This is a genomic window from Legionella sp. MW5194 (assembly GCF_016864235.1).
In the GTDB taxonomy this organism is placed as follows: domain Bacteria; phylum Pseudomonadota; class Gammaproteobacteria; order Legionellales; family Legionellaceae; genus Legionella_C.
Genome location: NZ_CP045732.1, coordinates 663,945 through 678,297 on the forward strand (window position 1 = coordinate 663,945; position 14,353 = coordinate 678,297).

The following is a 14,353-nucleotide window of genomic DNA, read 5'->3' on the forward strand; positions in this document are numbered from 1 at the left end:
GAAAATGAAGAGATTGAGGACATATTTTCTATTTATTAAAAGTAATCTTATCATCTATTTCATTACCACAAGCAATTAAAGCAAGATCTTTTTCTTTTTCCGTTATTTTTTTAATTCTAAACATATTATTTTTATCGGTTGATTTTACATTTGCTTTATGTGGCTTGCTATCAATTTCATCGCCATTAAATTCGTTGTATACGGTTTTGCTTTTAATGTATTTATCAGCATCATTTTCATTGAAAAATAATATCACTTCTTTTTTAAATGAATTTTTTATTTCTTTTTCACTTGGCTGTCTTTTTTTTCCGTAGAAATCAGAAATACCAAATACTCGATATGCCACATTCTCACCAACAGCAATTAAATCTCGTTTAGATAAATTAATTAATCCTAATTTTTTAGCAAAATTAACATTGCTAATTGCCTCATCAAATTTTTCTAAATTTTCCTTTGAGCTGACACGGATATTGCGAGCCGACTTTGAATCGAGATGACCCAATATCTCCTCGAATATTTCTTGAGGCAATTTTGACAAATCACCATTACCATCAATCCTTTTAATCCCATCATTTTTTTTAAATAATTTCATAAAGCTTTTCATTATAAACTCCAGTTAAAAATCGAGTTTAATTATATCAATTAAATATTAAGTAAACATTAATTTGCGGTGCCCCTCTCTTTTCTCTGTCGAGGGCAGAATGATTCCGAATGACTTATCGCAGAGGTCTAATAGTGTCAATCCTATGCAGAGTGACGTGGTCTAATAGATTTGGACACACCAGTTAAGAGATAATAACTTAACTGGAGAGAAACATGTCTACGACATGCAATTAGCTTGGTTACCGAACAAGGTTATGGCCGAGCAGAAGCAGCCCGCAGCTCATCGATTAACCCGAAAATGCTTAATCGCTGGATAAAGAAAATGAATCGGGTGATGGTCAGGCTTTCAGAGGCAATGGAAAACTAACAGCAGAGCAGCTTGAAATACGCCGTTTGCGGGAAGAAAACAAACGACTGAAGATGGAGAAAGAAATATTAAAAAAGGCGGTAAATTCAATTGCTCAAGAAACGAAATGAAGTATTCGTTTATAGTCCAACATGAGAAGGTGTGGCCGGTAGGCGCGATGTGTAAAATAATGGGTGTGTTACGTTCAGAGTATTGCCATTACCGGAAAAATCATCACAATAAACCAGCATATCCAGAGCATCAGGATATGCTGGATTTTGTGAAACAAATTGCTGATAAAAGTTATTATACCTATGGCAGCCGACGGATGCAGAGAGCGTTAAATGCACTGGGATATCCAGCGAGCAGGTGCAAAACACGAAGCCTGATGCAAGAAGCCAATGTGATAGTGCGTTACAGGAAAAAATACAAAGTGACGACAAACAGCAATCACAAAAAGCCAGTGTTTGAGAATGTCCTCAAGAGAGTTCTCGCCAAAAGCCCCTTATCGCGCATGGGTTTTTGATATAAGGTCCCTATGGACACAGGGAGGTTGGTTGTATCTGACTGTTGTGATTGACTTGTTTGCCCGGAAAGTAGTTGGTTGGAGTATGGGTTCAAGAATGAAAGCGTGATTGGTATGTGATGCGCTTAAAATGGCGCTCTGGCAACGAAAACCAAAGCCAGGCCTCATCGTTCACTGCGATCGGGCTGCCCAATATGCCAGCCATGAGTATGGCAACCTGTTAACGGATTGGCATTGCACAGGCAGCATGAGTAGAAAAGGTAATTACTGGGATAATGCTGTCGCCGAGTGCTTTTTTGGCAGCTTGAAACAGGAATGTGTTCAATGGAACCATTATCAAAGCCGTTTTGAGGCACAACAGGATGTCTTGAAATGGATTACGATGTTGTGTAACAGATTCCGCTCCCATTCAACACTGGGGTACAAAAATCCCAACCAATTTGAAAACGACTATGAAGATAGGGTTTTAACGGAAGTAGCTTAACTGGTGTGTCTCAAATTACTTGACCACGTCACTTATGAGTAGCAATCGGTGTGAAGGTCTTTTATCTTCATTTGGTGTCTATACGAGACGTGAGTGCTGGTCGTTTTGCTGTCAAGAAGGCCAAGTAGACATTAATCTTTAGCTTTTTATGGCAATCTTAAGCATAAGCGATTGACATAATATAAACAAATAGATTAATTTTGGATTAATTTATAATTGAGGCCAAGTGCTTTTCAGTGGCATTTCTCCGGAGTTGTAATTGTCGACACTTTATTCTCAAGCATGAGACTGCATTAGGAAATTTATGTTCAAGAAAATATTTGGTATGAAGAAAATGGTTAATAATGGCAAGAAGAATATTACTTGGGATAAAGATGAGTCTTTATATTTGATCCCTAAAGAGGTTCTTGTTGATGACCTCTTTCCATTCCTTGATTTAAAGACACTCTTAAAGCTAAGATCTGTATCCAAAGAATTTCGTGATTCAGTTAATGTATTCTTAAAAATCGAAGCCAATGCAAAAGAGCTTGGCATATTTGCATTATACAAAGGAAGTCAGTTTTATGCGGTTGGTGAAAATGTCGCACATAAAGTAGCATCCGACAGCATATGGGACGCTATCTTCAATGATGGCATGCTAGATATCGATGTAACACCCAGTCACACTAGTAAATCATTCTCATCAAGAGTAACTCTGTTCAAATCTGAAAAAACAGCAAAAGCAAAGGTCAACAGTCAAACTTCCTATGGTAAAAATATGATGCTTTATTCCAGACCCTATCTTGCTAATGTTAATCTAGATGAGAATGTGGTTCTTGCTAAACTAGACAAGGATAAAGCAGGGTATAATCCAGATATAATGACTATCCAAAAGCTGGGTAAATGTGACATTTGCTATTTAGATGAAGGTGAAATCCCTAAACCCCATTATTGCAACTCACCTTAGCTGAAATATTAGTTTAATTCCAACACATCAGAAAATGAATTATTTTTGACTTAATCTGACATAACCTATTGATAAGGTTATAGTTTCCCGTTTTGATAGGAGTGCGAACTTTAATCAAACCAAGAGGAAAACCCTCATGATCGATAATACCGTGACGTTGTCAAGTAATTTGAAATGGAGTGTCCAGGACGGGGTTTAAAGAAATTGACTTAGCTGGTGTGTCTTAGATCACTTGACAACGTCATACCAGTCAACCAAGATGGAGCGACCAAGATTGATCAACTAAAAGATGTATGTATTTGATGTATTTATGGTAAGTATTCATAAGATCAGACCATCCTAATGCATCACACTGCTACTACTCCTATCGTTGAAAGGTTTATGTCAAATCAGGACACCGTATACTTCTGATCACTTTCATCCTCAAGAAGACTGGAGGGAGAATCGACATTCAGTTTACCAGATCGCTGGTCAGTTGATGCACCAGGATGCCTAAAAAATGCTCCTGCTGCAACTGGATTAGATGCGATTCGTCCAAACTCACTGAAAGAATGGGTGCGTTGCAACATATAACCACTAACTTCATTTTTCTTAGTTAATGTTGGCTCTTCTTTAATCCTAGGCTTAACAAGACAAATCAACCCTTGGCTATCTTTAAACGATCGGCAACCCATACTAAGCAGAAATAATAATTCTTGCATTGTTGCAGTTGGCTCTATCCCACCATTGTACATTGAATCATTTTTATGAAGGCTCTCATCAGTCGAACCGTCATACTTACGTATCTCGGAAAGAAGGCTTTCGATATACTTAAAAAAGTCTCCAGACAAGATTGCTTTTTCCATTGTAGGAAACTGAGGCTCAACCATTTGAATTTGATAATCTAGCATCAGTAAAGAGATAAGCCAGGCACGATTAAGTTGTGGAGACCATTTGTCATCGTCACAATTAAGATAAACACCCTCTCCAGGATTTTGATTCACTTTTGCCATTACGCTGCGGGCAGTACCAATCCATGCAATTGCTTTTTTACCAGACTCTTTTGCCAAAGTAGAGAAAAGACTAATTTTCATTATTTCATATTTAAATTCTTCTGCAAAAAATTGTGTCTCAGATTCATTCATGAGGTGCATACGATAAACTTGCATTCTTTCATTTTTACCCCACCCAGGAGATTCATAGAGAATACGACCAAACAATAAGCTTCCAAGTTCGCTATGGAAATTATACTCACCCTTCATAATTAGATTAACAATATCTTTTTTATCCTGTTTAAAGATGCTTGCAAACTGGTTGGATGGATATTTTTTAATCAAATGTTCGAAATATGGTAGCTTACCTTCCAAGACAGCCCAATGCTTCATGTAGGATTGGGATGCTTCTGTAAAATAAGAAAGGAAAGTAGATGTGGCCGTATAAAACCCCCCCTTCCTTAATTTAAAATGAGGGTCCTCGGTTAATTCCTCCTTGGAGCTGTGTACTTTAGAATCGTCCTTCTTGAGATCAGGTACGATCCAGTCGGGAACCTTTTCAAAAACTGCTTTACCATGATTAAAAATATGCTCAAAATCATAATATTTCCTTTTTTCCACATGCAAATATACTTCAAGTATAAGCTCAGCTTTTTTTTGTGCTTCTGGCAATAGATTTTCTAGTTGCTTAGTATATTTATTGAGCGTTTTATTTAATTCGTCAATTTCGCTTTTCTCTTTATAAAATTTCGCCATTAATTCAAGTTTATAATGCAATTTATTTGCAAATTCAAGTGGCGTCATGGATACAGAGTTGGTAATTAATGATTGAATACTTGATAGTACTTTTTTAATAAATTTCAAGTCGCTTTCAAGAGACTCTATTGAGCTATTTTCTAACCATTTTACTAAAATTTTATAATTAGACATAATTATTTCCAGCAATTTATATGAAAGTCTACTCGTGTAGAATAAACACATCGGCGAGAATTAATTATGGGCTTGAAAGACCAAAAAAAAAAACAAATTTTTCTCATATTTGCCATTTTTAACATTTAATTTACGAAATTGACGGTAGCCATAAAGCAGAGCACCCTCGCTTATGGTAATGCCAGAAAATAACTTATGCCTGAGGTAGAACTTTCTCACAACTGATACTGGAGGAATCTCTATCAAAGGTTAGGATTTGGCGATGGTTAAATATTGTCAGCTCCAAAACAAACCGGAGCAGGCAAGGCGGCTCCAGAAGAAGAAATGAGCATACTGTTGGGAGGGAATTGGAGTATATTTCATCGCTGCGTCAGAGTCCCATTGAGTGGTTACCGACATTCAATTTTAGCTTTATCCAAGCCCTTGCGCTTTCAAATCAGGTAACACCCAGGGCTAGGACTCTTTATTTTTCCAATAACCGTCCCTATGCAGATGAGTCCTTTTTTGCCCATCGGTTACGTACCTTTCTTACCAGCGTACATTTCTTCCTTACGCTCATAAAATCAAAAGTAGCAATGCCAATACAGCGTCCTCCTCATCCTTGTCGGCAGCCATGATTGGCAAAGGTAGCCATAATTCACCAACACATACTGACCAAGTTGACACATTTCCTCATAAAAATTAGTCACGCGTCTTATTTAACGGCATTCTTAGCCTATCATTTTTTATCAACCCCAGCTTAATGGTAATAAAAAGAGCACTTTAATTGATAATCAATCAATTTGTTTCTATTATTGTAAATGACGACCTAAAACTACTTAGTCTGTTGGCTATTATTGGAGATGTTTACAAATGCAAACTAAATTTGAATCGATACAGGCAAAACCTTCGTTATCTTCAATGCAAATTGCCAAGCTTGTACTATCCAGTTATAATGGGAAACTACCTTTAAAGCTTCCTTATTCCAAGAATCTAGCGACTGAGGAGGATAATCTCGCTTACTGGCTTAATTATAAGTCCTTTTTAAAATACAAAATAGAACAGATTGCATGCAAATACAAAATGACTGGTGAAGATGATTTCCCAGAAGACCTAAAATCTGAAGTTAAAAAATTTTTAGATGAATACATTGAATTAAAACAGAAAAAGAAACAACTTCCAAAGTTGGTTCTTGAAGATTTTGCAATAACAAACTACATCGAGCTAAGAAGCAAAAAAGAAAAAATACGATCTATTACAGTAACCCCAGAATTAACAAGAGCGTTATTATCGGGTCTAAACCGCATAAGGAAAGCAATTGGAATCCCTATTCCTCTCGAGGAAATAACAACAAAGGATTATGCTCCTCGAGGAACAGTTTACAAATTAGCAAAAAAAATGAGGGACCTTAAACCAGGACAAAGAAAACAATTTGTTTACTATCATGGCAATAATAATCACGCAATTGCATTCGATGTTGAAAATAAAGGCGGCAATCTAAATGTATTCTGTTTCGACTCATCCAAGGATGAGAGGCAGCTTGAAGCAATCGATTTGCTAATCGAAAATCTGGAAAAAAACAAGGTAAAATTTGAAATAAAATCATGTCAGGCAGGCATTCAAAAAGATGAAATGAATTGCTCGGTATTTAGCATTCTTGCTTTAAAAGAATTGGCTAAGTATGACCATGTATTCGACTTTATACCTGAAAAATATGAGGAGGATGAAAGCCTGAAAAAGAAAACGAAAGCAAGTATAAGTGTGGGCTTTTCAGACAGAGAGGCCACACTTCGCAACATGGGGAAAGTTGGCTGGATTAAGGTCAAGGATATGCCTACACGAATGATTTCGATGGGCCAGTCGTACGATGAAATGAAGAAGAATTTAGAAGAATCAAAACAGTTCGATCTCGATGCTGGAAAATTTTGTCAAGCGCATAAAGATTACCTGCAAATAGAAAAAGCATCTGACAATGAAAAAAAACTTGTAATCAGAAAAAGAAGATTAATTGATGAACGCTCTAAAACAGTATTAGAAGCCGATGAAAAAAGGCTATTTGAAAAACATCTAGAAAGCATACCTGGCCTCTCTTTTATCAAGGAAAATAGAGACTTAAATCTGAATGAAATATTGCAAGATAAGAAGGCGGTCGATGAAAAATTAGAACTTATCGAACGTATTTTTTTGGCAATCTTTGATATTTATAAGATAGGATACGACTTTAATTCACAGAGTAATCCTTTACCGAGTCACGTTCTGAGAGCAATTCTAAACTTGAGAAATGAATTTTTGACTCTAGTTTGCACTTCGGATGAAGACATTAAATCGAAATACCTATTTACTTTTGATAAACGACCCATTTTGTCATTTCCACTTGATTCTAAGCTAAGTCAATCTCAATTTGAACGTGGTAATATACCTAGCGCTATGAGTATTTTATTGAGTAATCTGAGCAACAAAGGCGAAAGAAGAAAATTCTTTAGAAAATTTTCTACACCAGATTTAAGATTAGGCCCTGTCGCTTTTGGCAATCCAATTCAAGAGTCTGTAGTTCGTAAGCAGTTAGAAGAAATATCTGATAAATTTGGATATGATAAAAGCGCAAAAGACGATGCGTTTGAGCAAGCTGAGTTTATGCTGGAAAAACTATCGGGATACCATAGCAGGGATGTGTTTTATAATCTGATAAGATACAATGATAAGACTCCAATATTAATTCGTAAAGAGGCAGAATTACAGCTTAGTTCAAATTCAAATAATCGAAATGTAATACAGAATCTTGCAGCAGATAAATATCTCCCCGCCTATGTCTATACGGATGAGGGAAATCTATACTATCTTGATCAGTGGGATAATCGGGATTTAATATCAAAGATAACCATTACCCAATCCCAGCAAAAAAAAATTCTAGAGCTATTCGGGGATGAGATTTTTAGTGATGGGAATCGAGAGGAGGCAAGATATATTGAAGGCAATCAGGCCATAAAGTTATTAAATCATAACTCTTACATGGTAGAGGGCTCTAGAAAGGAAACGCTGAAAACCTTAGCGTTTATGCTAAATATTGAACTTGACTATCTGGGCATTATGTATGAAAAAGATAAAGGAAAAGCAATTGCTAGCTTTGACATTTATTTTTATCAGCTTTTTAAAAGGATGCCAAGCAAAACTTTTGAAGAGACAGTATTGAGTCAATTGAATGATACACAAAAGAAACTATTTTTTACACTGATTAGGCATCGCGAAGATCTGATGGAAGGACGGCATGATTTACAGTCAAATTCTCAAACTAGAAAGCCGGGGCTGGGTAAACCCTCTTTCATAGAAACGTTTCTAACTTTTTTTTCAATATCAAGTAAAGATTCAAATGAGGGTCCTGCTACACACAATAGTCTCAAGGGGGGGGATGAAAATAGCGTTGTAGCTTATTATGAAAAAGTTCAATCCGACTCGAGGTCCAGTTCGAAATCATTTATGAATTTTTCTATGTCTACATTTTCCAATCAATGGGTAGTGTATAATAAATCTAACCTTATAGGGGTTGATCTAAGTAAATCTGACTGGAAAATAAATTTATCTATTCATCAGAATGACATAATCAAAGCATTGCCTATTATTGCAAAAATTGCTTTAGATCATAATCTAGGCTCATTCAAAGTTATGTACAAAAAATACGCTGATGAATGTCAAAATAAACAAACCATGAAAGGACGAGAATTTGTCTTTTTTAACTGTGCAAATCCTGATTTTGATGCGCAAAAATTTATTGAAATCTTATCTAAAATAGAAAATGCTCTTAAAGAGGCAAAAATAAGGAATTCCACTGATACCCCACCTCGTTCAAATAGAAAACTGGGCTATTATTCGAGCTACACTCATGATGCATGGACAAATGATGCCAGGGGTGGAATAAGTGCTGATATACCTTTTGAAGAAGCAGTAGAGGAAACAGGGCTTATAGATGACGATCCTTTTATTGGCTATGGTTACGATGACTTAAGTAAATCGATTAAAAGTATACAGAGTAATTCGCCTAAATTATAAATTGAATTGATTTTAAGTCTATTCAAGATGCTGGCCGGAGAGTGTTCATCTAACTGTGTCACCTCGCTAGTTATCTAAGCCCTATATTTAATCTATCTTCAAAATAGATGTGTAACTGGGAAATGATAAGCGCCCAATTGTGCATGGGCTGATTCCATTTTTCCAGCACTTTTTGGCAAGCACAATAAATGAGCTTAATAAGGGCGTTTTCACTGGTGAAAGCGGCTTTATTTTTAGTGTATTTGCGGATTTGTCGATGAAAGCCTTCCACAATGTTAGTAGTATAAATAATGCGCCTGAGTTCTTCTGGGTATTTAAAATATTGGGATAGAGCCTCCCAGTTATTATTCCATGACTTCAATACAGCGGGGTATTTTTTGCCCCATTTTATCTCTAACTCTATTAAGTGATGCTCGGCTAGCTCTTTGCTGGTTGCTCTGTACACAAGCTTTAAATCGGCCATGAACGCTTTCTGGTCTTTACTGACTACATACTTTAGGGAGTTGCGAATTTGATGAACCACACAAAGCTGCACTTCGGTTTTAGGAAACACCTCAGCAATCGCCTCAGGAAACCCTTTAAGCCCATCAATGCTTGCAATGAGGATATCCTCTACGCCACGGGCTTTGAGGTCATTTAGAACACCAAGCCAGAAGCGAGCCCCCTCATTTTCAGATAAATAAAGACCTAAAATATCCTTCCGCCCCTCCGGTGTTACTGCAAGAACTGTATAAAACGCTTTGCTAGTCACTTTCCCCTCGACACGTACTTTAAAATGCATGGCATCTAAAAAAGCAATAGGATATACAGACTCCAAAGACCGATTGCGCCATTCGGTAATCATAGGAAGTAATTTATCTGTGATAAGGCTGATTTTAGCTGACGATACTTCTAAACCATACATCTCGGCTAGGTGTTCACTTATGGCTTCGTAGCTCATACCCAGGGCATATAAGGCTAAAACTTTGTTATCTAGGGATTCATTCAATACAGTTTGACGCTTCTTGACAATTTCTGGCTCAAAACTACCGTCTCTATCTCTTGGTGTCTCTAAATCAAAAACACCGGAAGTGGATTGTATGGTCTTGGTCGTTTTGCCATTGCGTCGATTCGTAAGTCCGGTTTCATGGCACGCTTCCATATGCGTGTCCATTTCACCTTCCAAAGCAGCTTCTAATAGTTCTTTGATTAACGGCGTTAATATCCCGTCTTTACCCGTCAAGGATTGACCTGATTTTAATTGAGATATCGCATCTGCTTTGAAATCATTGAAATCAAAATTCGCTAAATCTATTTTTTTATTCTTATTCATTGTCACCTCTACAAAATTGTACAAATTATATCAATTTTTTAGAGATGACACAGTTATTTGAACACTACCGCTGGCCGCATAAAAAATTACCATAATCGAGTTTGAACCACCACCCAGTTCAAATTTTTTCAAGTCATTTTTCATTAATTTTTTCTAGCAAAGCTTTTTTATCCCATTCTGATAGATAATTATCACCCAAGTAATTGAAACGATTAATTTTTTCATGGGGTACTTCCTTTTAGTCTAATGATTCAATGGTTTCTGCCCGGATAAAGGGCGAGGCTTTGATGGTTTGCTTCGGTACCGGTGGTGGCGGCAATACTGAATCTTTCATTGCCGGGTTTTCATACCAGACCGCTTGCCGTGCCTTGATGGGTGAAGAGCCTGAGCGAAGAATGAGATTCACGTGCGCCGGCATTTTCATTAGTTCATCCGGGCGCATTAAGGGAATGGCCTGATAGCTCATCGTTTTGCTGTCACTGATCCCATGATGCTGGTCAGAGACCGAGCGCGACATCACCCGCTTGGTGCGAGTGCCTAACATTTTGCTGATGAATTCCGCATCCTGAATGTCTTCGGTGGCAAAGGCGATTTTGGTTTTGATGTTGGTAAAGGCGCGTGCCTCGTCATGGCTGTATTTCTCAAAGGTCTGGGCGATGTATTGAAACATCAGCACGCAGCGCACCCGGTATTCGCGCAAGAGCTTTAAGGAGCGGCGAAGTCGTTCAATACGGCCTAAGGATGAAAACTCATCAATGAGGCAGAGCAAGGGATACGGTTCTTTGTTAGGATTCGGAATTTCGCGAATCATCGCCGAAATCAATTGCTGCCAGAACAGGGTAAGCAATGGCGCTAAGCGCTCCATGTCGTCATCGCTAAAGCCGACATAAAGGGTCATTTTTTTACGCCGTAAATCACGAAAATCAAAATCGCTGGCACAGGTGGCGGCATCGATGCGGGGGTCATCAAACAACTCAAAGTAACCGGAAAACGTTTCTAAAATGGAACTGCGGGTTTTGTCATGGTTGTTGATGTAGGAATAACCGTTGCGATAAAACTCAGGGTCAAAGTGGTCGGTGGTATCGAGTTGCTCCTGCAACCAGGCATCAAAATTCTGTTGCTTCACCAAGCGATTGATTTCGCCTAAGGTCACTGGCCGCTCGTTGGCATCCAAAAGATAGAGCACCAGGGTTTTAAACAATTTACGGCTGGCCTGGGTCCAGATGGGGTCTTTGCTGTTATCCGGCATTAAGATGTGACCAATGCGCTGAATGTCGGTCATGCGCTCGGTTTTGTCTCTGGAAATGGCTGACAGAGGATTAAAGCGATGGGTGCGGCCTTCAGGATGCGCTGGTGCAAAGCAATAACAGGCATGCCCCAACATAGTTTGGCGAAAGCCAGCGGTGGTTTCATACAGGGTTAGTTTCACGTCATTGCACACCACCGAATAGGGGTAATGCAGTAAATTGGGAATGGCAATGCTTCGTGTCTTACCACTACCAGAGGGCGCAAACACCAGCACGTGTTCAAAGCCGTTGGCATACAGTGGGGCATCCCATTTTTTACCGATGACAATGCTTTCTGCTTCCCGATTAAAAAAACCGGCTCGTTGAATCTCAAAGCCATTGGCAAAATGGGCATTGCCGAGTGCTTTACTCGCAGGGCGGAGCCGCTCAAAAGCGATGACGCCAAACACCAGAAAAAACAAACCCATCGAAGCCGCCATGCAATACTTAAAGTGCATTAATGCTGTGTCATCGCTTTGCAGTAACCAGCAAAGCGTGGGGTAACTATTAATGTTGACCTCTTCAAACCATGCAAACAACGCGATGCCGGCCAGCACCATGACCACCCCGGCCACAAACACCCCGCCGGCTAAGGCGCTTAAGTAACGGCAAAAGCCAGTCTGGCGAAGGCCAACCACAATAACCAGCGGTACGCCAACTAATAGGAAGCCTAAGAGTAATTCCATGCCAAACCCATGCTGCCAGAGTGCAATGCCACTTAACGGCGTTGGCCATTGCGGCAAGCCGGTTAGGCGCAAGGCCACAAGAGTAATGAGTTCCAAAATCAAGACAACAACGCTTAATGCACTAACCCATTTCAATGGCCTTCTCCCAGATAAGTGTCTGCGTCTTTAAAATAAACCCAGGTTGCCATGCGCCCTTGCGGGGTACGCTGCACCTGCACGATGATGTCAATGATTTCATGCAGTTCGCGCAGGATGTCGTTATCGCGCATGGAGGGCACGTTATTGAGCTTGTAAAGCTGAGTCATGCGCATGAAAGCCACGCGCGGGTTACTGGCGTGAATGCTGGTAATTGACCCAGCATGACCTGTGGCGCAGGCGCTTAAAAAATCCAAGATTTCGCGACCACGAATTTCGCCCATGATAAGGCGGTCAGGACGTAAGCGCAGCGAGCACTGCACCAACTCCTGCATGGTTAAGCCTTTTTCCCCTTCGCGCCTTTTGGGGGCTAACAGGCTTACTTGATTGCGATGTGGGGTGACCACCTCGTAAGTGTCTTCCAGGGTAATGATGCGTTCATGCAAGGGGATGTGATTACAGCAGGCATTTAAAAAGGTGGTTTTCCCGGAAGAGGTTTCCCCGGCAATGACGATGTTTTTCTTTTGAAGTACGGCTTGAGCAATAAATTCATCCCAGCGCTTTTGGTGATACAAGGCCAGTAAGGCTTTATCGTCCGCACTCTGTAAACTGGCTCGGTTGCAATCTAAGTAAAAGGGTTTCGCTTGCTGATAAAAGTCGCTCGCGGCATAGTCCGTTAAGGTGCGTGCGACAATGGATTGACGGCGAATGGACAAAGTGTAATGCTTCGCTGCCGGCGGAATGACTAATTGCACGCGCGAGCCATCGGGCAAATTGCCTGAGAGCATGGGCGAGGATTCATTTAAAACCTGCTGGTTTTCATTGGCAAGCAGGGTAAACAAATGCTTTACATGACGCAGGGTGAGTACTGGCAATTCATGATGAAACATTTCGCCGTGCGCCTCGATAAAAACCTCACCTGGTTGATTGATAAGAATCTCAGACACCGCCGGATTATCAAGCCAGGGTTTTAAGGGAGCCAGTAAACCTTCAGAGCCTGGGGCAAAGTGCAGCGCTTCGTTAGGCGTCATGGCTGGCTCCGACCCGGTAAAAATCCAAATCATGGGCGACAAACACCTGAATCTGCGCACCCTGATTAATCTGTAACGTGGGGCGAATCATCATGTCGTTTTGCAGCGTTTGCCCGGAAGCTTGTTGCAGGCTGCCGGCAATGGCCATGCGGTATTGCGATTGAGAGTTGTATTGGTCCTGGCCATTGACCCCACTGGTAGCAGTGTAGGCTCCTAAAATGGAGAGCAGCGCACTGGTGCCGAAGCGTTCAAAGAAATGGCGATTGATGTAATCGGCTTCTTGACCGGAGCGACCAATGCTGTCAGTACCTGGGCTGTTTAAGGTGACAATGACCCCATTCGCTAATTGCACACGATTCCAGACCACTAAAATGCGGCTTTGACCGTCCGCCACACTGGCGTTAAATTGCCCGACTAAGGTCGAGCCACGAGGAATTAAACGGTTTTCGCCCTCCAGTGAATAGACATCGCGGCTGGTAATGGCACGCACCATGCCGGGTAATTCCGAATGGATGGCGGTTTCCAAGGTTGCCGGAATCATCTCACCCGCAGGCACGGTTAAGCGTGGGTGCGGCAGTTGTTTCGCCATGGCGGTGGTGATGTCGTTTTGTTGATTCACAAACTGCGCGTTGCTGCTGTTGCCAGTTAATAGCCCCCCTTGCGCGGGGTTGTTAACTACAGGGGAACTGGTGCTGCTGCCTTCCTCCTCATTAAAAAAGGTGGTCGGGGCATTCATGCGTGCCACTAAGTCTTTGCTTAACGGCGTTTTGCGGCGAAGGATTGGGGGCTTCACGGCCTCGTGTTCTTCCGTATTGGTCTTTTGCTGCAAGGAAGCTTTCATGCGCTCAAGCAAGGCTAAGTTTTGTGACAGGGTTAACTCCTTGCCGTTGTTGGGCGCTTCCTCTGCCGTTTGCAGTTCCTTTTCCGCACTGGGGGTCAACCACATTACCATCACGATAAAGGCCGCACCGGCCAGCAGGTAGAGGGAGTTGCGGGTAACGTAGCGGCGATGGCTTTTTTTAGGGGTCACCTGCGACACATTTCCTACGGGGCTGTCTTGATTGTCTGTCATGT

The 14,353-nt window shown here is 40.6% G+C and carries 8 protein-coding genes and 1 pseudogene; 3 read left to right on the forward strand and 6 right to left on the reverse strand.

The window, feature by feature from the left end; genetic code table 11:
• Positions 1-28: 28 nt before the first annotated feature.
• On the reverse strand, positions 29-592 hold the full coding sequence (locus GH742_RS03155) for a hypothetical protein (protein WP_203456086.1): 564 nt from the start codon (positions 590-592) through the stop codon (positions 29-31).
• A gap of 240 nt (positions 593-832) precedes the next feature.
• On the opposite strand from GH742_RS03155, the pseudogene GH742_RS03160 reads away from it, so the two are divergent.
• Both GH742_RS03160 and GH742_RS03165 read left to right on the forward strand, forming a co-directional pair.
• Positions 833-1,959 (forward strand): annotated as a pseudogene (locus tag GH742_RS03160) (IS3 family transposase).
• Between the two features lie 304 nt (positions 1,960-2,263).
• Positions 2,264-2,905, forward strand: coding sequence for a hypothetical protein (locus GH742_RS03165; protein WP_203456087.1), 642 nt, complete (start codon positions 2,264-2,266; stop codon positions 2,903-2,905).
• Between the two features lie 389 nt (positions 2,906-3,294).
• Here the strand turns inward: GH742_RS03165 and GH742_RS03170 are convergent, their stop codons facing one another.
• Entirely contained in the window at positions 3,295-4,806 is a 1,512-nt protein-coding gene (locus GH742_RS03170; RefSeq protein ID WP_203456088.1) for a hypothetical protein, read from the reverse strand.
• Between the two features lie 852 nt (positions 4,807-5,658).
• Here GH742_RS03170 and GH742_RS03175 point away from each other — a divergent pair.
• The gene (locus GH742_RS03175) at positions 5,659-8,829 is read left to right on the forward strand and encodes a hypothetical protein (protein WP_203456089.1); all 3,171 of its coding nucleotides are present in this window, start codon (positions 5,659-5,661) and stop codon (positions 8,827-8,829) included.
• 70 nt (positions 8,830-8,899) lie between these two features.
• On the opposite strand, the gene GH742_RS03180 is transcribed toward GH742_RS03175, so the two are convergent.
• The 4 genes from GH742_RS03180 to GH742_RS03195 all read right to left on the reverse strand — a co-directional run bounded on the left by GH742_RS03180 (position 8,900) and on the right by GH742_RS03195 (position 14,351).
• Positions 8,900-10,141, reverse strand: coding sequence for an IS256 family transposase (locus tag GH742_RS03180; RefSeq protein ID WP_203454534.1), 1,242 nt, complete (start codon positions 10,139-10,141; stop codon positions 8,900-8,902).
• A gap of 238 nt (positions 10,142-10,379) precedes the next feature.
• A complete protein-coding gene (locus GH742_RS03185) occupies positions 10,380-12,248 on the reverse strand; it encodes a type IV secretory system conjugative DNA transfer family protein (protein ID WP_203456090.1) in 1,869 nt (622 codons plus the stop codon).
• Positions 12,245-13,279: a P-type DNA transfer ATPase VirB11 gene (virB11, locus tag GH742_RS03190; protein WP_203456091.1), complete on the reverse strand. Its 1,035-nt coding sequence runs from the start codon at positions 13,277-13,279 to the stop codon at positions 12,245-12,247. The genes GH742_RS03185 and virB11 overlap by 4 nt, the downstream gene beginning before the upstream one ends.
• A complete protein-coding gene (locus GH742_RS03195) occupies positions 13,269-14,351 on the reverse strand; it encodes a TrbI/VirB10 family protein (protein ID WP_203456092.1) in 1,083 nt (360 codons plus the stop codon). The genes virB11 and GH742_RS03195 overlap by 11 nt, the downstream gene beginning before the upstream one ends.
• Positions 14,352-14,353: the final 2 nt, after the last annotated feature.

Coding starts and splice junctions, on each gene's coding strand:
- GH742_RS03155 (WP_203456086.1), bottom strand. CDS start 592: ATGAAATTATTTAAAAAAAATGATGGGATTAAAAGGATTGATGGTAAT.
- GH742_RS03165 (WP_203456087.1), top strand. CDS start 2,264: ATGTTCAAGAAAATATTTGGTATGAAGAAAATGGTTAATAATGGCAAG.
- GH742_RS03170 (WP_203456088.1), bottom strand. CDS start 4,806: ATGTCTAATTATAAAATTTTAGTAAAATGGTTAGAAAATAGCTCAATA.
- GH742_RS03175 (WP_203456089.1), top strand. CDS start 5,659: ATGCAAACTAAATTTGAATCGATACAGGCAAAACCTTCGTTATCTTCA.
- GH742_RS03180 (WP_203454534.1), bottom strand. CDS start 10,141: ATGAATAAGAATAAAAAAATAGATTTAGCGAATTTTGATTTCAATGAT.
- virB11 (WP_203456091.1), bottom strand. CDS start 13,279: ATGACGCCTAACGAAGCGCTGCACTTTGCCCCAGGCTCTGAAGGTTTA.
- GH742_RS03195 (WP_203456092.1), bottom strand. CDS start 14,351: ATGACAGACAATCAAGACAGCCCCGTAGGAAATGTGTCGCAGGTGACC.